The following is a 23,979-nucleotide window of genomic DNA, read 5'->3' on the forward strand; positions in this document are numbered from 1 at the left end:
GATACATATCCATATTTAAACTCTTACTAAAAACAGGTAACGGAAAAACGTAAACGGTTATTTTCTAATACACTTTGTACGTTTTTCCAGTTTGCCCACCTTCCACACTTTTTCTGTATGCTTGTGCCACTCGTTCAACTGGTACCGGTACAAACCCAGGAAAGTATGTCCCATACTTCTCAATAGATTCCTCTAACACATTGGGACTAACTTCGTTAATACGGATACCACGAGGCATTTCTAACGACGATGCATGAACAAATGCTCTTACACCCCCATTTGCCATTGCAGCTGAGCTCCCAGCAATAATTGGATCATCTAAAATAACCCCAGTCGTTAACGTAAAACTGCCGTTATCATTTACATAGGATAAGCCATAAAGAACAAGGTTTATTTGGCCTTTTAATTTACTATCAATTGAGACTTCATTTTTCTCTGTTGTTAGTTCTTCAAGTGGTCCAAAATGAGTTGCACCCGCAGTACTAATTACAGAATCAACTTTCCCAACACGTTCATACAGTGCTTTTATGCTATTATGTGAAGTTATGTCGACATAGAAATCCGCCCCATTCCTGCCCGCTGTGATAATTTCATGGCCCACTTCTTCTAAATTCTTACGCACAGCACTTCCTAACGTTCCCGTTGCGCCAATAATTAAGATTTTCATTACTATCTCTACCTCCATCCAATAATGTGATTTTATTAAACTTTAGTCAGGCTAAAATTAACTTTTTTCATTAACTGTTGGACCAGTTCTTCCATAATAGAGAGTGCCCTTTCATCTGTTAGATGGCCATGTTCATTAAACTTCTGTAATGCTTGACCGATGAGTAATTCAGGTCGTCTTACAAGGTCCATATTTAAAGCAAAAAGAATCTCTCTTAAATGCATCTGTGCTCGAATCGTTGCTAGTACCCCTGGTGTTGCCCCCATAATTGCAACTGGTTTGTTCACTAGTGGCGTTCCAGTTACTGGCCTTGATAGCCAATCGAGTGCGTTTTTTAACGCGCCAGTAATCGAGGAATTATATTCTGGACAACTTATTAAGTAACCATCTGCATCACTAACGATAGCAACAAGCTCTTTTACAGAAACGGGTAAATCTCCCTCCAAATCTGAATCGAATAACGGTAAATTTGATATATCTGCAATTACCAGTTCAGAATCATTAGGAAGAAACTTGCTCGCTTCAACTAACAATGCCTTATTTATGGAATTACTTCGTAAACTTCCACAAATACCTACAATCTTCATATCCCTTCCACTCCATTTCCAAAAATGTATTTCTACATTAACTATACTTTTTGAAAAATTCCATAAAAAGGGTATAATAAACTTGAAATTGTCCTCTTTTCCTACCATTTAATAAAAAAATCTGAATGACACGGGTGTATCTATGAAACAATTAATGTACTATGAAATGCGTGCATATTTTTATCCCCGAGAGATTACTAATTCCGTAGAGTTTAAATTATCTGAGCTCGAAACTCTCTGGTTTTGTTCGCTTAAGAACGTAAAAAGGAAATTAAAGCAGCTTGCTGAAGAAGAAAAAATTGTTTATTCTCCAGGGTTAGGTCGTGGAAACTCCTCAACGATTACGTTCAAGCAACCGTTTCAAACAGAAATCGAGGAGGAAGCAAAAAAACTCATTCGTAAGGATCAAATCGAGGACATTATTCAGTTATTGCAGCTACCTATACCGAAAACATGGATTGCCAATATCTCAAGGGAAGTTCAGGAGTTGTTTGGATTACAAACGTCTACGGATTCAGGCGATATATTACGAACCATCATCTCACGAAAAATCACAACGCTAGACCCTTTACATACTTCAATGAACTTCGAGTCCTACTTACTTCAACAACTTGGTGATACTCTTGTAACGTACGATGACAATGAGGATTCTATTCACCCTCACTTAGCTCATCATTGGGAAAGCAGTGATGACCATAAAAATTGGATTTTTCACCTGCGTAAAGGGGTACGATTTCATAATCAGAGCTATCTTACAAGTGAGGATGTAAAACATACCTTTCAGAGATTTCAACAGAATTCGTCTTCGTTTCAATGGTTAATCGAGGATATTATCGAGATTACTTGTCTATCACTTTATAAAATTGAATTTACATTAAAAAGATCAAACCCCTTCTTCCTTAGATACATTAGCTCTCCTAATTTAGCAATTTTGCCAAAGGATGAACCGTTTGATGAGAGAATCTGGATCGGGTCGGGTCCCTTTCAAATGAAGCAAAATACAGATACTAAAATTGTTTTACGCGCTTTTGACCATTATTTTCTTACCCGCCCACTTCTTGATGAAGTTGAGATTTATAGTGTTAAGCATGAAACTTCTAAATACCTTACTTCCTTTGAAATCGGTAAAGACGGAGAGTCAAAGAATCCTATTAATAAAGAATCATTTGAAGTAGGTTTTCGTTTTTTAGCATTTAATTTTAAAAAAGAAACGATCGTACATAATCCTTTTATTCGGGAAGCAATCTTTCACCTTTTTGATGTTAATCGAATGGCAGTCGATGTCGGTAGAACAAACCTTAAAGAGTCTTCCAGTTATTTTTATTGGAAAGCCTCTCCCCAGCACAAGGATAGAAAACTTGTACCATATCTTTTAAACAAAGCCCATTATCAAGGAGAAGTTCTAACTATTTTTACAGTGGGTTATCCTAGCTATATTGAAGAAGCTGAATGGCTAAAGAGAGAAGCTGAGGAGTTCGGATTACAATTTGAAATAAAAACATATCAACTAAGTGAGTTATATGGCAAACGAATAGAAGAAGCCGATTTACTATTTATGGGGGATGTTGCTTCTACTGACTATCATCTTTCTTTTATAGGTGCATTTTTAAATAAATCTCTTATCTTTAATCGATTTTTTAGCGATGGCCAGTTGGAGTATATAAACAGTATTTTCGAGGAAATTAAGAATGAAGACGATAAGAATATAAGAGACCGTCTGATTGATAAAGTGGAGAGCTATATTAAAAGAGAAAATCTTTATTTATATCTCTATCACCCTATCAAGAAAAGAAGCTTTCACCCTTTAATCAAGGATGTCAAATTCACATCATTCGGATTTGTTGACCTGCAGAAAATCTGGATAAAGCATTAGAAGATTTGCTGGTACCTGTCCAGCTTCATCATACCGGGCAGGTACCCGATTAGCCACGAAGTTGCCCGATTACCACTATGCTTTGTAACCAGCTTTTACATTTTATATTTCCTAAACAAACACAAAAACCCCAGAGACTATTGATGCCTCTGGGGTTTTTACATAAATGTTAGTATTTATTCTGTGTTACGTTTAATCGATTGATGGCGCGTTTTAAAGCGAGCTCTGCTCGTTTAAAATCGACATTGTCTAGTTTCGCCTGCAAGCGTTCTTCAGCACGACGTCTTGCTTCACTCGCACGTTGAACATCAATGCTTTCAGCTGTTTCGGCAGCTTGAGCAAGGATTGTTACTTGATCAGGACGAACCTCAAGAAAGCCTCCACTTACAGCCACAAGTTCAGTGTTGCTTCCATTTTTAAGTCTGACTGCTCCTACTTGAAGGGGAGCAACCATTGGAATGTGTCCAGGCATAATACCAAGCTCACCACTTTGAGCCTTTGCACTTACCATTTCCACATCAGCTTCATAAACTGGGCCATCAGGAGTAACGACATTAACTTTTACTGTCTTCATTTTAAACCCTCCTAGGTCCCGTTAATTATGCTTCAACACCCATGCGCTTTCCAGCTTCAACTGCTTCTTCAATTCGACCAACTAGACGGAACGCATCTTCAGGAAGATAGTCGTATTTTCCTTCTAGGATTTCTTTGAAGCCACGTACAGTTTCTTTTACTGGTACGTATGAACCTGGTTGACCAGTAAACTGTTCCGCAACGTGGAAGTTTTGAGATAGGAAGTTTTGGATACGACGTGCGCGAAGCACGACTAACTTATCTTCGTCAGAAAGCTCATCCATACCAAGAATAGCAATGATATCTTGTAGCTCTCTGTATTTTTGTAATGTTGATTGTACTTGACGAGCAACATTATAGTGTTCTTCACCAACAACTTCTGGAGATAGAGCACGTGAAGTAGATGCTAATGGATCCACCGCTGGGTAGATACCCATCTCAGAAAGTTTACGCTCAAGGTTAGTTGTTGCATCTAAGTGAGCGAATGTAGTTGCCGGAGCCGGGTCAGTATAGTCATCGGCAGGAACGTAAATAGCTTGGATAGATGTAACAGAACCAATGTTAGTAGATGTGATACGTTCTTGTAAACGACCCATCTCTGTTGCTAGTGTTGGTTGGTAACCAACGGCAGATGGCATACGACCGAGTAGGGCTGATACTTCAGAACCTGCTTGTGTGAATCGGAAAATGTTATCAATAAAGAATAACACGTCCTGTCCTTGCTCATCACGGAAATACTCAGCCATTGTAAGACCAGTTAAAGCTACACGCATACGAGCACCTGGTGGTTCGTTCATTTGTCCGAATACCATCGCTGTTTTGCTAATAACTCCTGAATCTTTCATTTCGTAGTATAAGTCATTTCCTTCACGAGTACGTTCACCTACACCCGCGAATACGGAAATACCACCATGTTCTTGTGCGATGTTGTTGATAAGTTCTTGGATAAGAACTGTTTTACCTACACCCGCACCACCGAATAGACCGATTTTTCCACCTTTGATATATGGAGCAAGAAGGTCTACTACTTTAATACCAGTTTCAAGAATTTCAACCTCAGTTGAAAGTTGTTCGAAGCTAGGTGCTTCTCTATGAATTGAATCACGACGAGCATCAGCAGGAACTGGTGCATCAAGGTCGATATTTTCACCTAATACGTTAAATACACGTCCTAGAGTTACGTCACCAACTGGTACCGAAATTGGTTTACCAGTATCAGTTACCTCTAATCCACGTACAATACCGTCAGTAGATGACATCGCAACTGTACGTACAGTATCATCACCAAGGTGAAGAGCCACTTCTAATGTTAAGTTGATATCAACTTCATTTTCATCACGCGCAGCATGTTTAATTGTAAGAGCGTTATATATCTCAGGAAGATGCCCGCTGTCAAACTGTACGTCTACAACAGGACCCAATACTTGGGTAACGCGTCCTTTAGTCATCGCTTTCCCTCCTAACTTGCGTTTAGCAGTAGTTCAAAAAGACCGAAAAAAGTTCCGTCGAATCAATTCGTCAGCTCGATTCTCCACACATTTTGAACACCAATTTATAAAATGTTTTCAATTAATTTTTAATACTATTCAAGTGCTGCTGCTCCACCAACAATTTCCGTAATCTCTTGCGTAATTGCAGCTTGACGAGCACGGTTATATTGAAGGCTAAGGGAATTAATTAATTCCTTCGCATTATCAGTAGCATTTTTCATTGCTGTCATACGAGCAGCGTGTTCACTTGCTTTACCATCTAGGAGTGCACCATAGATGAGACTTTCAGCATACTGAGGTAGCAGAACTTCAAGAATTTCCTCTTGTGAAGGTTCAAATTCATAGGAAGTTCTCTTATCATTAGCAGAGATATCTGTTAATGGTAATAATTTTTTCTCGGTTACATCATGTTGAATTGCACTTACAAAGTGGTTATACCACATGTAAAGCTCATCATATGTCTCGTCCTGGAACATATTTACTGCGTTATTTGCAATTTCTTTAATCTCGGCAAAAGATGGTTGATCTGATAAACCAACGATTTCTAGAGAAACAGAAATTCCACGTTTTACGAAAAAGTCTCGTGCTACACGTCCAAGCGCAATAACTGTATACTCATCTGCGCTTTTATGACGCTTCTGCATCATTTGATAAGCACCACGAAGTACGTTACTGTTATAGGCACCTGCTAAACCACGGTCTGACGTAATAACGATATAAGCAGTCTTTTTAACAGGTCTACTTATTAGCATTGGATGATTCGCATCAGTGCTACCAGCTGCAATATTTGCAACGACCTCTTGTATTTTTTCCATATAAGGAACAAACGATTTCGCATTCGATTCAGCACGACTAAATTTAGAGGCTGATACCATCTCCATCGCTTTTGTAATTTGACTCGTCTTTTTTGTTGACGTAATTCTCGTTTTAATATCACGTAAGGATGCCAAAGGTTCTCACCACCTTTTTTGATCAAATGCGCCTTGGCGTATTTTTTCAGATAAGCGACGAGCTTAAGCACGTCGCTTCATTTATATTAATTGTGTCCAGCTTCAGCTCCCAACGACTAGCGAGACTTCCCTCACCCTCCGTACGACGACGCACAGGATGTGCTAGTAAGGCTAGCGCACAGGACGTGCGCTCACCTAGCCTTGAAAGTCAACATCGACTCACTTCGTTCATCGTGTTTCCTTTATCTCTGCGGATGAACACAGACTAAGTTCGCCACGTCCTGTGGCAACGTCTGTGTGACCCACATCGTGTGGGCCTCAGTCCGTACGTCGTTAAACGGTCGCTTCAGCATTTCGTTTTACTCAGAAACTGCAAATGTCTTTTTGAAGTCATTGATCGCAGAAGCGAATGCTTCGTCTTCTGGAAGTTTTCCAGTAGATTTGATATGATCAAAGATTTCTTTACGGTTATGATCTAACCATACATAGTACTCTTGCTCGAAGCGAGAGATATCTTCTACTGGGATATCATCTAAGAAACCACGAGTTAATGCATATAGAATTGCAACTTGCTTTTCTACTGCTAATGGCTTGTTTAGACCTTGTTTTAGTACTTCAACTGTACGAGCACCACGGTTAAGTTTAGCTTGAGTAGCTTTATCTAGATCTGAACCGAACTGTGCGAATGCTTCTAACTCACGGTAAGAAGCTAGGTCAAGACGCAGCGTTCCTGATACCTTTTTCATCGCACCGATTTGTGCAGATCCACCAACACGTGATACAGATAAACCTGCGTTAACGGCAGGACGTACACCTGAGAAGAACAAGTCTGATTGTAAGAAGATTTGTCCGTCAGTAATCGAAATTACGTTTGTTGGAATATATGCAGATACGTCACCAGCTTGCGTTTCAATGAACGGTAAAGCTGTTAATGAACCTCCGCCTTTTGCGTCAGAAAGCTTAGCTGCACGCTCAAGTAAACGGCTGTGTAGGTAGAATACATCCCCTGGATAAGCTTCACGACCTGGAGGACGACGTAGTAATAGTGAAAGTTCACGGTATGCAGATGCTTGTTTTGTTAAGTCATCATACACTACTAAAACGTGCTTGCCATTGTACATGAATTCTTCACCCATTGTTACACCAGCATAAGGAGCCAGGAATAATAATGGAGCAGGTTGTGATGCAGAAGCAGTCACAACGATTGTGTAATCTAATGCACCGTTTTTACGTAAAGTTTCAACAACACCACGTACTGTTGATTCTTTTTGTCCGATCGCAACATAGATACAAACCATATTTTCGTTCTTTTGGTTAAGGATTGTATCGATTGCAACAGACGTTTTACCTGTTTGACGGTCACCGATGATTAATTCACGTTGACCACGACCAATTGGAATTAAAGCGTCAATCGCTTTGATACCAGTTTGTAGTGGTTCATGAACAGATTTACGGTCCATGATACCAGGTGCTGGACTTTCGATTGGACGAGTTTTTGTAGTTTCGATTGGACCAAGACCATCAACTGGTTGTCCTAGAGAGTTTACAACACGGCCGATCAATGCTTCACCAACTGGAACCTCCATGATACGTCCTGTACGACGTACTTCGTCACCTTCACGGATATCAGTGAAAGGACCAAGGATGATAATACCAACGTTGTTTTCTTCAAGGTTTTGTGCCATACCCATGACACCATTTGAAAATTCAACAAGTTCTCCAGCCATGACATTGTCGAGGCCATGAGCACGTGCGATACCGTCACCAACACTGATAACCGTACCTACCTCGCTCACTTTAACTTCAGACTGATAGTTTTCAATTTGCTTTTTTATCAGCGCACTAATTTCTTCAGCTTTGATGCTCATGAATTTCACCCCTATCTTTTAGCGGATAAGTTCACGCTCTAAGCGTTCTAACTTACCTTTTACGCTTCCATCATATATACGATTTCCAATTCGCAGCTTAACGCCACCAATTAGACTAGAATCTACTACGTTTTGAATACGTAATGAACGTTTACCAATTTTGCTAGCAAACACTGTTGAAAGACCTGTTTCTTCATCTTTTGTTAATGGACGAACTGAGTAAACAGTCGCTTCCGCAATGCCTTTCTCATCGTTTACTAATGCAACAAACTCATCAGCAACATCAGCAATGATGTCTTCACGATGACGATCAATTAAGATATACAAAGTATTTAGCGTCATCTGAGAAAAACCAGCAAAGGCTTCTGTTACAATTGATTTTTTACTTTCAACTGTGAGTTTAGGATTTTTCAAGACATTTTGAAAGTCTTCATTATTTGAAAACACTTGTTTAACAGTGCGAATTTCTTCCTCGAACTGATCAAGTGCATTTTGTTCTTTTGCTACTTGAAAAAGAGCTACTGCATATCGTTTTGCTACGATTCCTTTGCTCATCGCCCTTCTCCTACCTCTTGAATATATTCGTTAATTAACTTCTCTTGATCTGCAAGGCTAAGTTCCTTTTCAATCACTTTAGAAGCAACTAACACTGATAGTGAAGCAACTTGTTCGCGTAAAGCTGTAACTGCTTGTTCTTTTTCTTGAACAATCTCAAGTTTTGCAGCTTCCTTAAGACGGTTTGCTTCTTCACGAGCAGCTTGGATAATGCCTTCTTTCTGCTCTTCACCTAATTTACGTGCATTTTCGATTAACTCAGCAGCTTCTGAACGTGACTTCTTTAAGAATTCGCGTTGCTCTTCTGCAAGTTTTTTCGCTTCTTGATGGTTTTTTTCAGCCGCACCGATTTCATTTGCAATGTGTTCTTCACGTTGCTTCATGATACCCATTAATGGACCGAATGCAAATTTACGAAGTAATGCAAGAAGGACGATAAATACTAGTAATTGGAAAATAATGTCTCCAAGGTTTACAAGCGGCTCATCATGTCCTGCTGCAGCACCTAAAACTAAAAGATCTATCAACACCCATATTCACTCCTTTCAGAGTTCCAATCATTGATGGAAGTCCCTAAATTCAGCTTCTATTCGAGGTAACGCAATTAGTAGATTTCTCTGCAAATCACTTACCTCTACTCTATAAAAAACACGTATTGTTTAATAACTACAAAGGAATGGCGAAGGTTCTCTTGGAATGATCTTCGCCATTTTGTTACTACAGATTTACCAATCTTCTAGAAACTAGGTTCAAAGAATGATGACTCTGCCAGAGAAATTCTATCTTATGAGTTAGCGCCGAATACCATGAACGCGATAACTACTGCGATGATAGGAATCGCCTCAACTAACGCAACCCCGATGAACATAGTAGTTTGAAGCATACCTTTTGCTTCTGGTTGACGAGCCATGCCCTCAACTGTACGTGATACGATAAGACCGTTACCAATACCAGCACCTAGTGCTGCTAAACCAATTGCAATTGCTGCTGCTAATAAACCCATTGAAAAAGTCCTCCTTTAATTGTATAAAAAATTATTTAGTAATTATTTTTGTGTCCAAAAAGTGTCTTTCTGGACAAGGTGTTTATTTTAATGGTCATGGCTCACTTTATGAGACATATAAACCATTGTTAACATAACGAAAATATACGCTTGGATGGCACCAACAAAGATACTAAATCCTTGCCATGCTAGCATCGGAATAAATGCACCGATTGAACCAAGGATACCACTTAGGATACTATCACCATAACCACTCACTGCCATTCCAGCTATTAAACCTAGCAAAATTTCACCTGCATAGATGTTACCAAATAGACGGAGACCGAGAGTAAGAGTGTTAGCAAACTCTTCAATAATCTTTAATGGGAACATAAATGACATTGGCTTAAAGAAATCTTTACCGTATTCCTTTGCGCCTTTCATCTTAATTCCATAATAATGTGACAATCCAACAACCATAACAGCTAGTGTTAATGTAAGGGTTGGATCTGCAGTTGGAGATTTCCACCATAATTCGTGGCCAACTATAACTGCGAACGGTAATCCTAACATGTTTGAAACAAAGATATACATTAATAATGTAATCCCTAATGTTAAGAAGCGTCCTCCTGTTTTCCAGTCCATCGTACTACCTACGATTCCCTTTACGAAATCCATAACCCATTCCATAAAGTTTTGAACGCCAGTTGGCTTCATCGCTAGAGTACGAGTTCCCAGTACAGCGATAATGAATACAATTACACTTGCAATTGTGATCATTAACATGTTTGATAGGTTAAAATAAAGTCCTAAAAATTCTCTAGTAGGAGCTTCGTGACCCAACAGTATTCACCTCTCTTCCCATTTGTTCAGCTCGGCGCTGACATGAAATGGTCATTGCGCTTTTGCTTAAGTCTATTTACGAAATTGTTGAAAAAAGAAATCTATCATAATGACGAAATAACACGTCATTAATCCCATAATTGTACTGCCAAGGTGAAACTGCTCTGGATATTCCATTACGATTAACACCGCTAGACCTGCAACTGCCATTCTAGATACTGACCCGAGTGAACGAACCTTGCGTCCCTCATCTACAGCCTGACTAAATTGCTTGTTTTTTCGAACCAAGGAAAATAGTATGTAGAGGCTTCCTACTGTTCCGAGGAACAAACCTAAGAAGATAGATTGGTATGCCGTAAATCCCCTGCCTAATGCGTAAATCGCCAGCAAAAAGAATATATATTTACGATACCTCGTAAACGCTTCGGATAAATCATGCATATCAAGTTAATCTCCCGAGAAATAGTGGTTGACTAGGCGTAGTGTTGCATACACTCCTGTAGCTAGTCCTAATAGAAGGCCGATAATTAAAAACAGCGGTTCGGTGTCTAGTGTCCGATCAATCCATCTACCGAGGAAAATGCCTACTAGAATTGATCCAACGAGTTGAGATAGAATACCAGACATGAGCGCATAGGCTCGTATAGGATATTTATCGTTTTTACGCATCCGCATTCCTCACTTCAGCGTGAAAAATAGGTTATCAAATACGCCTTGGCGTATTTGCGCCCGGATTTTATCGAGCTTGCTCGATAAATATCATTTGAAAATCCGTGGCATCCGCCGGTGGCTTTAACTGAATTCAGCTAAAATTCAACCTATATTGATATCGGATATCGTTAATTTTACCTCATCAAATATAGATGTGAGAGATTAATGTGCTGAATGAAGTTAAACAATCAGAAAATACTTAATATTACAAGTAATTTCTTATATGAAAACCTTCTCATTTATATCCTTTGTAAGCATACAATAGGCACATTTTAATGTCAATTGTTTGCAGTGAAAAAGTTCACACTCTCAGAATTGATTTTCCCTATATTTCATATGGTTTTATTTTACCAAAATGTCAGTGTTTTCAATAAGTACTATCAACGTAGTATTTATCATAGGTTTTTAGATGTTCACAAAACTTTCACATTTGTAAAATTTTATTTTTATTAACTAAAGCCTGTACTAGTAACAAAAAGAAAAACCACTATCTCTAGTGGCTTCCTATCATCGTGTCATCAAAGATGATTTCCGTTTCAAGTATATCCTCTTTACCTGCCTTTTTCACAAATATCACCGCTTTATAAATTCCGTTGAGATTTCGTTCTTTTCGATTTACTTCCTTTTCTACCAATCCCCTCGAAACATTTCGTTCCCAGTCAAGAAATTCAACGAAGCGTAATGTATCCGGATCATATAATGCAATCCCATATTCATCCGCACCTCCAGGTAAATACATTTCATACCGGAAAGTGTCTTTTTTATCGCCTTTACCAAACTGGAATCCCATGATTCTCGGGTAATCTGGCTCTTCTATTACATACATATATGGGATGTGAATTCTATTTTCTCCTTCGGTAATGTATAAATATCCATAATGTAATCCCGCACCGATAACACCAGGCGTTATTTCTACCTTAAACGTAATTTTCTTTTTCTTATTTGGTTCGATTAGAAATGAGGTTGGAAATTCCCATTGCAGGCCATTTATCTTTTTAGGGATTTCAAAGGAATAATGCTTTGTCTCTTTAGATTGATTATCAATGGTGATACTGATTTTTTTCTCTATTCTCTGATTTTCATGATGATACATTCCCATCGTGAAGGAACTTGGGTACACAAGCGTGGTTGCATGGATGGCTTCATGCAGTTGTATTCTCCCTGCACCTTGTTCATAAGGTTTATATAAACTCCCGTCTTCTTTTTCTAATAAACGGGCTGTATTCATTAGTGCAGCTTTGATTTGTTCCGGTGTCCACTCTGGATGTGCTTGCTTTAATAAGGCACTGGCTCCTGCAACATGTGGAGCAGCCATACTTGTCCCTTGCATCTCCATATACCCTTTTGGAATCGTACTTTCAATCGCAACACCTGGTGCGACAACGTCAGGCTTAATTTCCCATGTATGTGTAACAGGACCTCTTGAACTAAATTGTGCTAATGAATCCGCTTGTTGTTGATATGATGTTTTTAAAAGTGGTTTCTTCTTTTTTAGTAATTTCTTTATCCATTCGCCGTCTTCTTTAGAAATTGAAGCTACAGGTATTGGAAGCTGAGTTTCCATTGTACCTTCGAAGTTGCCCTCGGTGTTGTTGTAAATTAAAACAGCTACCGCTCCCGCCTTAAACGCCTTAATAGCCTTATCGGTAAAAGTAATCTCTCCGCGCTCCATGAGTGCAATTTTGTTTTTGGCGTTTGGAAAGGTCTTTTCGGTGCCAAGGCCCGCTTCAACTAAGTGGTACTGCTTAGTAAGCTTCCACGGCTTTGAACCTTGGAGTGTTTGAAGTTGAATCTTTTTATCTTCAAGACCAGCAGTTAGATACGGAATCTTTAAAGGTGGTGTCGATGCGCCAACAGATATTGCTTTTGAAGAAGTACCAGGTGATCCCACCGTCCACACATTTGGGCCTGAATTTCCACTGGAAGTGACTGAAACAATTCCCTTCTCTGTCGCCTTATCCAATGCAAGACTAGTTGGCCAATCGGGACCGTTTATCGTATTTCCAAGCGAAAGGTTAATCACATCTACTTTATCCTCAATGGCTTTGTCAATCGCAGCAATGACTTGCTCTGACGTACCCATTCCCCCCGGACCTAACGCCCGGTATCCGATAATTTCCGCTTCAGGAGCAACACCCCTCACTTTACCATTTGCCGCAATAATACCGGCAACATGTGTACCATGCATTGTAGATCGTCCAACGACCCCTTTCGTTTCCATCGGGTCTGAATCCCCATCTACAAGGTCATAGCCACCTCCAAAATTACGGCGCAAGTCAGGATGCGTATAATCTACACCTGTATCAATAACCCCAACCTTAACTCCTTTTCCGGTTAAACGGTGATCTTTTTTATCAAAATGCCCCCTTATATCATCACCACCGATAAATGGAACACTCTCCTCAATTGAGACCTTATAGGTTGAAACAGGAGAGCTGTGCTGAACGCCTTTTTCTTTCTTTAGAGCTTGAAGTTCACGTCTCTTCCCTGTTGCAGAAAAACCAGTAAACACATGTTTATAAACATGATTAATTTCAATCGATGGATACTTTTGCTTTGTTACCTCAACTATGGATTCGAATTGGTCTGGTTCGGTGATCACAATCTCATGAACAACTTCTTCTAAATCCTCTTTCGGTAAAGGAGGCCGGTTTGGAAATTCGGCAGCATGAGCAAAAGCACTTGATGTCATAAAAAGTAGTAAACACACACACACTGCTAAAATTCGTTGAAACAAAAAAACCACCTCTTTGAGATATCATCCCTCAAAAGGTGGCTTCCTATGAACAAAAATTGTATCCGAAAGTGTCCGCCTGGGGTGGATAAATCGGATCATTTGTATTTCTGTGGTGCCTGACACCTTAGAAATACATGCAGCTTATTTCGTGCCAAATAGGCGGTCTCCTGCGTCTCCAAGGCCAGGTACGATGTAGCCGTGGTCGTTTAGGTTTTCGTCTAGTGCTGCGATGTAGATGTCGATGTCTGGGTGTGCTTCTTTAATTGCTTCTACTCCTTCAGGTGCGGCGATTAGACACATAAACTTAATGTTTGTTGCGCCACGTTTTTTTAACGAGTTGATTGCTTCAACTGCAGAACCACCAGTTGCTAGCATAGGGTCAACTACGATAAATTCACGCTCTTCTACATCAGAAGGTAATTTTACATAGTATTCAACAGGCTGTAATGTTTCAGGGTCACGGTAAAGCCCGATATGACCTACTTTTGCAGCTGGGATTAAACGTAGAATGCCATCTACCATTCCTAGACCAGCGCGAAGAATTGGAACGATTCCTAACTTTTTACCTGATAATACTTTAGATTTTGCTTTTCTCACAGGAGTCTCAATTTCAACTTCTTCTAATGGCATATCACGAGTGATTTCAAATGCCATAAGGCTTGCTACTTCATCTACTAATTCACGAAATTCCTTCGTTCCAGTTTTTTTATCACGTATGTATGTAAGCTTATGTTGAATCAGTGGGTGATCAAAGACGTATACCTTGCCCATTAGTGATTCTCTCCTTTTTAATTGGATTCGCTTTTTGGATACTCGTTTTGTGTAGGACTGCTCTATTTATTCTTCCTTACTGAATGCTCCCTACTCAAATACTTTACAAAAAGTCTTAAGACTGACGCTATAACACTTCAATTGATTTTACAGAAAAACGTAGGCATGTTCAAGGCATATACGAAAAATATGAAAAACGTTTAGAAAGTTTTTCACATGAAGTTTATTAACTTATTCAACAGGAATATATTTTACAATTTTATACAAAAGTGATATCATAATAATATGAAAAAGATATAGAATGGAGATGATGGAATGAAGGAGAAACAAGTTTGGCGTATTAATGGTTTTTTAGGTATTTTGATTATTGCTGTTTTTACAGGGCTAGGTGTGTTGATGTTAATCAATACGAAGATTGTTGCGGCGATTCCCCTCTTACTTGCTGCAGTAATCCTTGCTACTGGAATCACTATTGTTCAACCTAACCAAGCAGGAGTAGTCATCTTCTTTGGAAGCTATTTAGGTACCATTCGAGATAGCGGACTATTTTTAACGGTGCCATTTTCCCTTCGCAGAACGGTTTCATTACGTGTAAACAACTTTAATAGTAAGCGTCTAAAGGTAAACGATGTCGAAGGAAATCCAATCGAGATTGCTGCGGTTATTGTTTACAAGGTAGTTGATTCTGCAAAAGCAGTGTTTGATGTGGACCATTATGAGGAATTTGTTGAAATTCAAAGTGAAACTGCAATTCGTCACGTTGCCACAAAGTATCCGTATGATACATTTGAAAATGTGGAGTTAACTTTACGTGGGAACTCTGAAGAAATCTCAAACGAACTTGCAACAGAGCTTCAAGCTCGTCTAAATGTGGCTGGAGTAGAAGTAATCGAAGCACGCTTGACTCACCTGGCATATTCAACAGAAATAGCGCAGGCAATGTTACAACGCCAGCAGGCAACTGCCATTATAGCTGCACGACAAAAAATTGTAGAGGGTGCAGTTGGTATGGCACAGATGGCCATTAAACAACTTGAACAGGATCGCATTGTTGACCTTGATGATGAGCGTAAGGTTCAAATGGTTAACAATTTACTTGTCGCAATCGTATCTGAAAAATCTACCCAGCCCGTAATAAATACAGGAAGTCTTTATTAATGAGGGCTCATCATGCCTAAGAAGAAAAGCTTTCCGTTACGATTAGACCCTGACCTCTACGAAGTTTTACAAAAATGGGCTGCTGATGATTTTCGAAGTGTAAATAGCCATATTGAATATTTACTGAGGGAAGCTGCAAAAAAGGCAGGACGAATCCCGAAGAATAAACAATAAAAGGTCGAGAACTCGCTGATTGGCGAGTTTTTTTGATATACAAAAAGTGTTTATGCATTATATTTGAGATTTCTGCACGATAACCTGAGATTTCTGCACGATAATAAAAATTTATGCATTTTAAAAACGATCTCCGCATTTTAATCGGAATTTATGGATTTTAGCAAAAATCAAAAAAGACAGCCCAACCCGGACTGTCCTCATCAATCTTAATATTCTTTATACAACGTAAACTTCCCTGTTAAAGCTTCCACACGTTGTTTAGCTTCGTTCAGCTTTTCTTCATTCTCTGCATTTTTCAATGTAAATGCGATAAGAGATGCAATCTCATCCATTTCTTCAAGACTAAAACCTCTACTTGTAACCGCAGCGGTTCCAATTCTGATACCACTCGTTACAAATGGACTTTCAGGGTCAAATGGAATTGTATTTTTATTAACTGTGATTCCTACTTCGTCTAATACTTTCTCAGCAACTTTACCAGTAAGACCAAGAGAACGTACATCAACTAATAATAAGTGATTGTCTGTACCATCAGATACAAGCTGTAAGCCTTCCTTTTTCAACGCTTCAGCCAGGCGCGCCGCGTTATCAATGATGCTTTTCACATATACTTTGAAATCATCTTGAAGTGCTTCACCGAAAGCCACTGCTTTTGCTGCAATCACATGCATTAATGGGCCACCTTGGATACCAGGGAAAATCGATTTATCAATTTTCTTTGCAAATTCTTCTTTACAAAGAATCATTCCTCCACGTGGTCCACGTAATGTTTTATGGGTAGTAGTTGTTACGAAATCTGCATAAGGTACTGGATTTTGGTGAAGACCTGCTGCTACTAACCCGGCAATATGAGCCATATCAACCATTAAGTATGCGCCAACTTCATCAGCAATTTCGCGGAACTTTTTAAAATCAATCGCACGTGGGTACGCACTCGCACCTGCCACGATTAATTTTGGATTATGTAATTTAGCTTTTTCACGTACATCTTCATAGTTAATAACATGTGTATCTGGATTAACTCCGTATTCAACGAAATTGTATTGAATTCCACTGAAGTTTACCGGGCTACCGTGCGTTAAGTGCCCACCGTGAGATAAGTTCATTCCAAGTACAGTGTCACCTTGCTCTAAAATCGTGAAATACACAGCCATGTTTGCTTGTGCACCTGAATGCGGTTGCACATTTACATGCTCCGCACCGAAAATTTCCTTTGCACGATCTCTTGCAATATTTTCAGCAACATCGACATGCTCACAACCACCGTAATAACGACGACCAGGATACCCCTCTGCATATTTGTTAGTTAAAACTGAACCCTGTGCTTCCATCACTGCTTCGCTAACAAAGTTTTCTGAGGCAATCAATTCAATCTTGGTACGCTGTCTTTGTAGCTCATCTTGAATAGCACTAAATACTAGCTGATCTTGCTCCGATAAATGTTTCATTGGAATCCTCCTTTTAATCTATTTATTGGTATATAATCTACTTTTTGCAAATTCTTCTCCATTGTAACACTTTTGCCACAAGGGAGGAAGATAGGGATTAATCTATCTAAAAGAGGGATTGCCTACAAAAAAATTGAATAGGGACATAGTAAATACATACACCAAGGAGTGGTACAAATGATTTATCAGACAAATCTAGAAAACATCAAACCTACGATGTTAGAAGGCTTTTTTGACGGCTGGCCAAGTCCACCAAATCCAGAAACTCACTTCAAAATACTTGAAAATAGTTATAGGATTATCGTTGCTATCGATGACCAAACCAACAAAGTGGTCGGGTTTATTACTGCGATTAGTGACGGAGTGCTATCAGCTTATATACCTTTACTAGAGGTATTGCCCAGTTATAAAAGTCTAGGGATTGGGTCAGAATTGGTAAAACGAATGCTAGAAGAGTTAAAGGATATTTATATGATTGATTTAATGTGTGATGAAAATCTACAAACCTACTATGAAAAATTTGGGATGATAAAAGCGAATGGGATGATTGTGCGTAACTTCGGGAGGCAATCAGGAAAATAAATAGACAAGGGGATTCCCCCTTGCCTCTCATTATTCCGTCCAGTTCCAATACTCAAACTCTCCCAGTTGAACGCTGCGGAACTCTGGTTCCTCGATTAGTTTAAGCAACTCTTTCACTGGTCCAGTTACAACAGCACCATACACTTGAAACCCATTTTCCTTCAAATACTCGTGCCGTTCTTCAAGATACCAGATTCCAAGTTCATGTTGAATATAATAATTGGTCTCATCCTCGAGGAGGTTTTTCATATTTTCCAGCATGGTTTTCTGATTTTCCTCGATGGTTTGACTATCTAGCATGTACATGGCATAGCCTCGAAAGTCATCATCCATTTTTACTGCTCTTGTTAAACCAATCGTATCCACCGACATATTTTGCCCGTCTCCGGTACTAGACCATCCTGCTTCAAATTCTGTAATTTCTCCCGCATAAACCGGCATCCAAAGAATGTCCACATCATATTTTTCAAGTTTTTCTAGCAACTCTTTAGGCTCATAATACTTACTTGTTGAAAAAGCCAAGTCTGCAACGGTACCTTCATGAACCTTTTCAAGTGTTTCTCTGGCAATTTCATCTCCATATGAACTTGCACCAATTTTCTTTCCTGTCCGAGGGTCCTCAGGCAAAACGAACCCAAACCGTTTGTTATCTGATGGCCTTAGATAGGATATATCTCTAGTGGAGGTAAATGGTAATAACCGCTTAGTTGCATTCCACTCACCGATAACCTGCTCTTCTTTCCCAACCGTTCGATACAACGGGATATTGAATTTTTGACTAAGAAAAGGGGTTATATCATTTGTTGTATGGGACGCATAATCACCATGAAGTCCTGATTGTGTCCAATCAATTCCTAGATTTATATGGAACGCATGCTTATCATCAATTTTTGAGGCGTTATAGCCAATCGTCAAAACGACCATGTATATTCCATAAATCAATAAGAGAAGCAGAACAACTCTTACGACTCGAACCGTTAGCAGAAAACGATATTTCCACATAACCTTTTTTTCTTTTTCCTTTGTCCATTCTGTCATCTTTACTCACCTTCCTTATTTTCCTTTTCCTCTGGGCTTGCTAGATATTCAATTCCCAAGGCTTGCAATTTCTTTCGCGCTCTATGAAGAGTCACTTTTACTTGAGAATCGGTTAACTCCATTGCCTGCTCAATTTCTTCATATGTGAATTCTGCCATTTCTCGTAAATATAAAATCGTTCGATAGTTTTCAGGAAGTAAATCAAGGATATCTGCCAGTTCAGTACTGGTTTCCTTCTCCACCATTACATCCTCTGGTACACCATATGGGCTTACCATCTCTCCTTTTTCATAAAAAGGGACCCATTTCCAACGTTGACGTTTTCTCCATTCATCAAGGTAGGTATTTCTAGCTACCCGAAAAAGCCACGGTTTTACATCTTCATACTTATAAAAGGCCAGAGAAACAGTAGCGCGGTAGAAGGTTTCCTGGACGAGTTCTTCTGCTAGATTGGGAGAACCAGACATACGCAGTAAATAATAATAGAGGGATTCCGCATACCGACGATAAATATCGTCGAGTTTTTCATTACGTTCTTTACTCACCTGCGTCCCCCTCTCTCCGAATTGCCATTTCTTCCATCATACATCACTTAGAAAACGAATGAAGGGGAGAAATGTTACACTGGTTTTTTTAAAAATTTTTTATTTTTTTAAGGGCTTTTTTTATACGATTGTTATTTGCCTTGTTACTTCGGTGTGAAAGGTTTATAAATTCGTGATTTGCGCTATACTCGCTTTCCACGAGCGGACTGATGCCTCCTACGAAATGCGGAGGCTTCTGCTCAGTAACGAGGAGTTTGAGATTTTTCGGGTATATAGTCGCTAAAGCAAGTCAAGTCGCAAGTTCTTTCGGGGTTTCACATAGACAAGGAAGGCTCCGGCACATCTGCATCCCACGAAGAAAATACATAGCATTTTGCAACATGTTAGAACATCTGCTACTGTTTTGTTTTGTGTACGAAGAATCAAATGAATTTGTGAAACAAACTCATTGTATATTGGAAATTTGTGTTAAACTAAGTAAAAATTGTACTAAACTACGGAGAAGTTGTTTATTGTTAAAAAAGGATGTGTCTAAAATGCTATACAAAAGATTACTAGGTGAGATTTTTAGTTGGAGTAAGGCGCTTTTATTTGCATTATTAATCTCAATAATTGTTAGTGCTTTTGTTCTCCAACCTTTTACAGTTAGCGGAAGCTCTATGGAGCCTACTTTTGATGGTAAAGATCCTACAAATAAAGATAAAATTGGAGACCGTGTTCTTTTATATAAAAGTGGATACCTTTTAGGTGAAAAACCAAAATACAATGATATCGTAATCATAGACAGTCGTGTTAATAAAAACAGAGGCATAAAAGATAAACTCTCTGAAAGCCCTATCGTTAGTTTTATTTTTGGAACTAATGATACCAACTATAGACTTTGGATAAAAAGAATAATTGGGAAAGAAGGAGATACTTTAGAATTTAAGGATGGCAAAGTTTATCGGAACGGTGAGGAATTAATCGAAGAGTACATAAAGGAAGACATGGCATTTCCATTTGAAACAATAGTTGTTCCTGAAAAACATGTTTTTGTTATGGGTGATAATAGGAATGGAAGTCGTGATAGTAGGTAAATAGGCCCTGTTCCAATTGATAACATTGTGGGTAAAGTATTGTTTAGATTTTATCCGTTCGATAAAATAAAAGAATTTTAATTGATAAGTATTTGTTCAACAAATCCCCTACTTTTCAGTATGTAGGGGATTTTCACTAGCACTTTTTATTTTCTTTTTTATCCGGGTAAACGGCTCTCTCGCCGCCGATTAGTTTTGGTCTTGTTTTAGCCATTGTGACATGAGCCCCGCCTAGCTCTTTAACCGAGCTGCGGATTGGAACTGCCACATGCTTAAGGTGCATTCCGATAAAAGTATCACCAATATCTATGCCCGCTTCTGCTTTAATAAATTCGATTACCACAGGGTCTGCTAGATGTTCGTATGCATACGTAGCCATTGCCCCTCCGGCTGAGCGTACCGGAACAACGGTTACAGGTTCATAATTTCGCTCTTTTGCTGTTTTTCGTTCAATAACCAGAGCCCGATTTAAATGCTCACAGCATTGAAAAGCAAGCTCCACTCCAACATCAGACTGTAGAGACTGTAGTTCAGAAAAAATCAATTCCGCCACTTCCGTTGATCCAGCTGTACCAATCCGCTCACCAATCACTTCACTCGTCGAGCAACCAATTACCAGAAGCTGCCCAGCCTCCAACGAAGCCTGCTCCACAAAATCCGATAAAATGGTTCTCAACTGCCCCCTCAACTCATCCAACTCCGTCATCCAACACACTCCTTCCTCAGTGGTCTTCTACCCACAATATCCACATTATACACAATGGTGTCAGGCACCACAGAAATACAAATGTACGCCTGAGGTGGACACACCAAAAGTTCCACCTGCAGGCGTTAAGATGTTATTCGCCAAATGGGCTGTTCTCGAAAGCTGAGATTTTGTTGATTCTGTTTTCGTGTCTGCCACCTAAGAATTCGGTTGTTAGCCATGCTTGTGCGATTTCTCTTGCTAGTCCTGGACCGATTACACGTTCGCCCATTGCAAGAATATTGCTATCGTTATGCTCACGAGTTGCTTTTGCGCTAAATACATCATGAACAAGTGCACAACGAATTCCATTCACTTTGTTGGCAGCAATGCTCATTCCAATACCTGTCCCACAAATTAGGATTCCACGGTCAAATTCTCCCGCTGCCACCTTTTTAGCCACTGGTAGCGCATAATCAGGATAATCTACTGATGTTGAACATTCACAGCCAAAGTCCTCATATTCAATACCTAGTTCATCCATTAAACCTTTAATTTCTTCTCGTAATACCAATCCGCCATGATCAGATGCAATTGCAATTTTCACGATAATCCCCCTATTCAACTTCTTTTAGTATTAGTATATTCAAAAATAACTACACGAACCAAACTGGAAGTTTTGCAATTCCGGAAGTAAAGGGTGCCTGTCACCTCCGCAAATCCTGCTCAACTATTATTAATCCTTATGTATAATCTAATGCCACTCTACCCACAACTATCAAACCGTAAACCGATCAATCATTTTCTTTAATTGACCAGCTTGCTTAGCAAGCTCTTGCGCCAATTGGTCAACCTCTTGAATCACACTTGTCTGTTGCTGAGTAGAAGCGTTTACTTCTTGTGCACCTGCAGATGTTTCTTCTGCGATAGCCGCAACTTCTTGAGATTGCCTTGAAGTTTCCTGGATACTTTCCATTTGTTTTTCAACTAATACAGCAATTTGCTTAACCGCATCCGCAACCTCATGAACTGACGTAGTCATTTCTGCAATCGCTTCATTCGTTTTTGTTCCTTTTTTCGCTTCCTCATTCGCTACAGCAACTTGTTCAGAAATTTGAACCACTACATTACTCACTTCTTGCTGAATGTTTTTTATCAATTCCGAGATTCCTTGTACTGCCTTCGAACTCGCATCCGCAAGCTTCCGAACTTCTTCTGCCACAACCGCAAACCCTTTACCGTGTTCCCCTGCTCTCGCAGCTTCTATTGAAGCATTCAAGGCTAGTAAATTTGTTTGTCCCGCGATATCTCCAACTAAAGAAATTATTTTTTCAACCTCTTTTGCATTTTCCTCGAGACGATTTACCGCTTCTAATGATGTCTTATTATTATCAACCAGCTTATTAATGCCTGTAATTAATGAATGAACAACTTCTTTGCTTTCATTCAAGGACGCTACCATCTCAACTGAAAGATTTTCAGAGATTTTTGCATTGCTTTGAACATCTTCCGCTATTTTTATAACATCCTCCACTGATTCTGCTGTCTCTTGAATGGAAACCGCTGATGAATCAGCTCCCTTAGAGATTTCAGTAATCGTTCGATAAATATTATTCGATTGCTCAGATGCCAAGCTCGAAGCTTTTGTTATTTCAATTACTTTTTGATTTGTATTATCAAAGTTCGCCTCAATATTCTGTACCATATCACGAAGGTTGTGTAGCATTTGATTAAAAGCTAAACTTAATGACCGGATTTCATCATCTGACTTGGAAACCGGGACGTCTTCTCGAATATTTCCATTGGCTGCTTTCATTGCCACTTGCTCTAACTTTTGAAGTGGCTTCGTGATAAAAAGCGCAGCAAAATAAGCTAGAATACCCGACCAGATAATCCCCATAAGTAATGTAGCCACCATAAAGATTTGTTCACTTACCAAATGCTCTAAATATGGATAAATAAAATAAATACATACCGCAGAAGCTGTATACGTTACGATAGCTAACACAGTTGTCAACAGCACCAACTTCAGCCGTAAACTAAACTTATACCGTTTCTTTTCCCCCATTTGTTCATCCCCCAGTTAGGCCTTTTTTAATTTTGTAATCAATGTCTCAATTATTGGTTCCATTTCATTGTACGTTTCTCGATAAATCTCTACTGGTCCACCGAAAGGATCAGAGATATCTCCAGTGCTGCCTACAAATTCCTTCAACGTAAACAACTTGCTAGAGGCTTCAGGATAACGGAATAAAATCTCCTGTTTATGACTATTCGTCATCGTCAAAATATAGGACGCCCAGTCAGTCAGCTCTTTTGATAGTAAAGAGGAAGAGTGAATGGAATCGATCCCTTTTTCTTTTAAAACGGCAGCAGTATTCACAGAAGCTGGAGTTCCGTTACTGGCAAAGATCCCGGCTGATTTCACTTCTATTCCATCTGTAGCCTTGGCTTTTAAAATTGCTTCCGCCATCGGGCTTCTACATGTATTTCCTGTACAAACAAATAAAACACGAACCATCAAATCACCCTTTACATTTTCTACACTCGTTCAGACATTTTTCGACTAATATCATTATTATAAGACAGTTCGATTTTTAGACATAGTCGAAAATGAAAAAAGAGCAAGGATTTCCACCCTTGCTCACAAAATTGTTAAAATT

26 protein-coding genes are annotated in these 23,979 nt (G+C 39.2%); 5 read left to right on the top strand and 21 right to left on the bottom strand.

Annotation, left to right across the window (positions count from 1 at the left end; all coding sequences use genetic code 11):
• Positions 1-64 precede the first annotated feature (64 nt).
• Both AB3M96_RS09695 and AB3M96_RS09700 read right to left on the bottom strand, forming a co-directional pair.
• Positions 65-667 carry a short chain dehydrogenase gene (locus AB3M96_RS09695; RefSeq protein ID WP_412967400.1) on the bottom strand — a complete coding sequence of 201 codons (603 nt, stop codon included), beginning with the start codon at positions 665-667 and terminating at the stop codon, positions 65-67.
• A gap of 35 nt (positions 668-702) precedes the next feature.
• Entirely contained in the window at positions 703-1,254 is a 552-nt protein-coding gene (locus tag AB3M96_RS09700; RefSeq protein ID WP_412967401.1) for an NADPH-dependent FMN reductase, read from the bottom strand.
• 142 nt (positions 1,255-1,396) lie between these two features.
• On the opposite strand from AB3M96_RS09700, the gene AB3M96_RS09705 reads away from it, so the two are divergent.
• Positions 1,397-3,127 carry an ABC transporter substrate-binding protein gene (locus AB3M96_RS09705; RefSeq protein WP_412967402.1) on the top strand — a complete coding sequence of 577 codons (1,731 nt, stop codon included), beginning with the start codon at positions 1,397-1,399 and terminating at the stop codon, positions 3,125-3,127.
• Between the two features lie 169 nt (positions 3,128-3,296).
• Here AB3M96_RS09705 and AB3M96_RS09710 read toward each other — a convergent pair whose 3' ends face one another.
• The 12 genes from AB3M96_RS09710 to upp form a co-directional block, all read right to left on the bottom strand.
• Entirely contained in the window at positions 3,297-3,701 is a 405-nt protein-coding gene (locus tag AB3M96_RS09710) for a F0F1 ATP synthase subunit epsilon (RefSeq protein WP_412967403.1), read from the bottom strand.
• 25 nt (positions 3,702-3,726) lie between these two features.
• The gene (gene atpD / locus AB3M96_RS09715) at positions 3,727-5,148 is read right to left on the bottom strand and encodes a F0F1 ATP synthase subunit beta (protein WP_412967404.1); all 1,422 of its coding nucleotides are present in this window, start codon (positions 5,146-5,148) and stop codon (positions 3,727-3,729) included.
• A gap of 134 nt (positions 5,149-5,282) precedes the next feature.
• Entirely contained in the window at positions 5,283-6,140 is an 858-nt protein-coding gene (locus tag AB3M96_RS09720) for a F0F1 ATP synthase subunit gamma (protein ID WP_412967405.1), read from the bottom strand.
• 359 nt (positions 6,141-6,499) lie between these two features.
• Entirely contained in the window at positions 6,500-8,008 is a 1,509-nt protein-coding gene (gene atpA, locus AB3M96_RS09725) for a F0F1 ATP synthase subunit alpha (protein WP_412967406.1), read from the bottom strand.
• An 18-nt stretch (positions 8,009-8,026) separates the two neighbouring features.
• On the bottom strand, positions 8,027-8,563 hold the full coding sequence (locus tag AB3M96_RS09730; RefSeq protein WP_412967407.1) for a F0F1 ATP synthase subunit delta: 537 nt from the start codon (positions 8,561-8,563) through the stop codon (positions 8,027-8,029).
• Positions 8,560-9,093, bottom strand: a complete 534-nt coding sequence (atpF, locus tag AB3M96_RS09735; RefSeq protein ID WP_412967408.1) for a F0F1 ATP synthase subunit B — start codon at positions 9,091-9,093, stop codon at positions 8,560-8,562. The genes AB3M96_RS09730 and atpF overlap by 4 nt, the downstream gene beginning before the upstream one ends.
• A gap of 254 nt (positions 9,094-9,347) precedes the next feature.
• Positions 9,348-9,566 (bottom strand): F0F1 ATP synthase subunit C, encoded by a 219-nt coding sequence (atpE, locus tag AB3M96_RS09740; RefSeq protein ID WP_412967409.1) that lies wholly within the window; start codon positions 9,564-9,566, stop codon positions 9,348-9,350.
• A gap of 87 nt (positions 9,567-9,653) precedes the next feature.
• Positions 9,654-10,388 carry a F0F1 ATP synthase subunit A gene (gene atpB / locus AB3M96_RS09745; protein ID WP_412967410.1) on the bottom strand — a complete coding sequence of 245 codons (735 nt, stop codon included), beginning with the start codon at positions 10,386-10,388 and terminating at the stop codon, positions 9,654-9,656.
• A gap of 72 nt (positions 10,389-10,460) precedes the next feature.
• Entirely contained in the window at positions 10,461-10,829 is a 369-nt protein-coding gene (locus AB3M96_RS09750; protein ID WP_412967411.1) for an ATP synthase subunit I, read from the bottom strand.
• A gap of 6 nt (positions 10,830-10,835) precedes the next feature.
• Entirely contained in the window at positions 10,836-11,057 is a 222-nt protein-coding gene (locus AB3M96_RS09755; RefSeq protein ID WP_412967412.1) for an AtpZ/AtpI family protein, read from the bottom strand.
• A 535-nt stretch (positions 11,058-11,592) separates the two neighbouring features.
• Positions 11,593-13,836 carry a S8 family serine peptidase gene (locus AB3M96_RS09760; protein ID WP_412967413.1) on the bottom strand — a complete coding sequence of 748 codons (2,244 nt, stop codon included), beginning with the start codon at positions 13,834-13,836 and terminating at the stop codon, positions 11,593-11,595.
• 141 nt (positions 13,837-13,977) lie between these two features.
• On the bottom strand, positions 13,978-14,607 hold the full coding sequence (gene upp / locus AB3M96_RS09765; protein WP_412967414.1) for a uracil phosphoribosyltransferase: 630 nt from the start codon (positions 14,605-14,607) through the stop codon (positions 13,978-13,980).
• Positions 14,608-14,922: 315 nt separating this feature from the next.
• On the opposite strand from upp, the gene AB3M96_RS09770 reads away from it, so the two are divergent.
• Positions 14,923-15,765 (top strand): SPFH domain-containing protein, encoded by an 843-nt coding sequence (locus AB3M96_RS09770; protein ID WP_412967415.1) that lies wholly within the window; start codon positions 14,923-14,925, stop codon positions 15,763-15,765.
• 12 nt (positions 15,766-15,777) lie between these two features.
• The gene (locus AB3M96_RS09775; protein WP_412967416.1) at positions 15,778-15,939 is read left to right on the top strand and encodes a type II toxin-antitoxin system antitoxin; all 162 of its coding nucleotides are present in this window, start codon (positions 15,778-15,780) and stop codon (positions 15,937-15,939) included.
• Between the two features lie 209 nt (positions 15,940-16,148).
• Here the strand turns inward: AB3M96_RS09775 and glyA are convergent, their stop codons facing one another.
• Entirely contained in the window at positions 16,149-17,390 is a 1,242-nt protein-coding gene (glyA, locus tag AB3M96_RS09780; protein WP_412967417.1) for a serine hydroxymethyltransferase, read from the bottom strand.
• A gap of 177 nt (positions 17,391-17,567) precedes the next feature.
• Between glyA and AB3M96_RS09785 the strand changes: the two genes are divergently transcribed.
• Positions 17,568-17,972, top strand: coding sequence for a GNAT family N-acetyltransferase (locus tag AB3M96_RS09785; protein ID WP_412967418.1), 405 nt, complete (start codon positions 17,568-17,570; stop codon positions 17,970-17,972).
• 30 nt (positions 17,973-18,002) lie between these two features.
• Here AB3M96_RS09785 and AB3M96_RS09790 read toward each other — a convergent pair whose 3' ends face one another.
• Entirely contained in the window at positions 18,003-19,010 is a 1,008-nt protein-coding gene (locus AB3M96_RS09790) for an anti-sigma factor C-terminal domain-containing protein (protein WP_412967419.1), read from the bottom strand.
• Between the two features lie 2 nt (positions 19,011-19,012).
• The gene (locus AB3M96_RS09795; protein ID WP_412967420.1) at positions 19,013-19,555 is read right to left on the bottom strand and encodes a sigma-70 family RNA polymerase sigma factor; all 543 of its coding nucleotides are present in this window, start codon (positions 19,553-19,555) and stop codon (positions 19,013-19,015) included.
• A gap of 536 nt (positions 19,556-20,091) precedes the next feature.
• Here AB3M96_RS09795 and lepB point away from each other — a divergent pair.
• Positions 20,092-20,631, top strand: coding sequence for a signal peptidase I (lepB, locus tag AB3M96_RS09800; protein WP_412967421.1), 540 nt, complete (start codon positions 20,092-20,094; stop codon positions 20,629-20,631).
• Between the two features lie 136 nt (positions 20,632-20,767).
• Here lepB and AB3M96_RS09805 read toward each other — a convergent pair whose 3' ends face one another.
• The 4 genes from AB3M96_RS09805 to AB3M96_RS09820 all read right to left on the bottom strand — a co-directional run bounded on the left by AB3M96_RS09805 (position 20,768) and on the right by AB3M96_RS09820 (position 23,837).
• Complete coding sequence (locus tag AB3M96_RS09805; protein ID WP_412967422.1) at positions 20,768-21,337, bottom strand: TIGR01440 family protein; 570 nt, start codon at positions 21,335-21,337, stop codon at positions 20,768-20,770.
• Between the two features lie 133 nt (positions 21,338-21,470).
• Entirely contained in the window at positions 21,471-21,923 is a 453-nt protein-coding gene (gene rpiB / locus AB3M96_RS09810; RefSeq protein ID WP_412967423.1) for a ribose 5-phosphate isomerase B, read from the bottom strand.
• A 171-nt stretch (positions 21,924-22,094) separates the two neighbouring features.
• Complete coding sequence (locus tag AB3M96_RS09815) at positions 22,095-23,384, bottom strand: methyl-accepting chemotaxis protein (protein WP_412967424.1); 1,290 nt, start codon at positions 23,382-23,384, stop codon at positions 22,095-22,097.
• Positions 23,385-23,399: 15 nt separating this feature from the next.
• Complete coding sequence (locus AB3M96_RS09820) at positions 23,400-23,837, bottom strand: low molecular weight protein arginine phosphatase (RefSeq protein WP_412967425.1); 438 nt, start codon at positions 23,835-23,837, stop codon at positions 23,400-23,402.
• Positions 23,838-23,979: the final 142 nt, after the last annotated feature.

Origin of the sequence: Ferdinandcohnia jepli (assembly GCF_047246645.1) — a bacterium.
In the GTDB taxonomy this organism is placed as follows: Bacteria; Bacillota; Bacilli; order Bacillales; family Bacillaceae_L; genus Ferdinandcohnia.

Bases quoted from the DNA above. Each gene is read 5' to 3' on its own strand.
- AB3M96_RS09785 (WP_412967418.1), top strand. From the start codon at position 17,568: ATGATTTATCAGACAAATCTAGAAAACATCAAACCTACGATGTTAGAA.
- AB3M96_RS09805 (WP_412967422.1), bottom strand. From the start codon at position 21,337: ATGACGGAGTTGGATGAGTTGAGGGGGCAGTTGAGAACCATTTTATCG.
- AB3M96_RS09700 (WP_412967401.1), bottom strand. From the start codon at position 1,254: ATGAAGATTGTAGGTATTTGTGGAAGTTTACGAAGTAATTCCATAAAT.
- AB3M96_RS09775 (WP_412967416.1), top strand. From the start codon at position 15,778: ATGCCTAAGAAGAAAAGCTTTCCGTTACGATTAGACCCTGACCTCTAC.
- atpD (WP_412967404.1), bottom strand. From the start codon at position 5,148: ATGACTAAAGGACGCGTTACCCAAGTATTGGGTCCTGTTGTAGACGTA.
- AB3M96_RS09755 (WP_412967412.1), bottom strand. From the start codon at position 11,057: ATGCGTAAAAACGATAAATATCCTATACGAGCCTATGCGCTCATGTCT.
- AB3M96_RS09815 (WP_412967424.1), bottom strand. From the start codon at position 23,384: ATGGGGGAAAAGAAACGGTATAAGTTTAGTTTACGGCTGAAGTTGGTG.
- AB3M96_RS09820 (WP_412967425.1), bottom strand. From the start codon at position 23,837: ATGGTTCGTGTTTTATTTGTTTGTACAGGAAATACATGTAGAAGCCCG.
- AB3M96_RS09710 (WP_412967403.1), bottom strand. From the start codon at position 3,701: ATGAAGACAGTAAAAGTTAATGTCGTTACTCCTGATGGCCCAGTTTAT.
- AB3M96_RS09730 (WP_412967407.1), bottom strand. From the start codon at position 8,563: ATGAGCAAAGGAATCGTAGCAAAACGATATGCAGTAGCTCTTTTTCAA.
- atpA (WP_412967406.1), bottom strand. From the start codon at position 8,008: ATGAGCATCAAAGCTGAAGAAATTAGTGCGCTGATAAAAAAGCAAATT.
- lepB (WP_412967421.1), top strand. From the start codon at position 20,092: ATGCTATACAAAAGATTACTAGGTGAGATTTTTAGTTGGAGTAAGGCG.
- AB3M96_RS09770 (WP_412967415.1), top strand. From the start codon at position 14,923: ATGAAGGAGAAACAAGTTTGGCGTATTAATGGTTTTTTAGGTATTTTG.
- AB3M96_RS09750 (WP_412967411.1), bottom strand. From the start codon at position 10,829: ATGCATGATTTATCCGAAGCGTTTACGAGGTATCGTAAATATATATTC.
- AB3M96_RS09695 (WP_412967400.1), bottom strand. From the start codon at position 667: ATGAAAATCTTAATTATTGGCGCAACGGGAACGTTAGGAAGTGCTGTG.
- atpE (WP_412967409.1), bottom strand. From the start codon at position 9,566: ATGGGTTTATTAGCAGCAGCAATTGCAATTGGTTTAGCAGCACTAGGT.
- glyA (WP_412967417.1), bottom strand. From the start codon at position 17,390: ATGAAACATTTATCGGAGCAAGATCAGCTAGTATTTAGTGCTATTCAA.
- upp (WP_412967414.1), bottom strand. From the start codon at position 14,607: ATGGGCAAGGTATACGTCTTTGATCACCCACTGATTCAACATAAGCTT.
- AB3M96_RS09705 (WP_412967402.1), top strand. From the start codon at position 1,397: ATGAAACAATTAATGTACTATGAAATGCGTGCATATTTTTATCCCCGA.
- AB3M96_RS09790 (WP_412967419.1), bottom strand. From the start codon at position 19,010: ATGACAGAATGGACAAAGGAAAAAGAAAAAAAGGTTATGTGGAAATAT.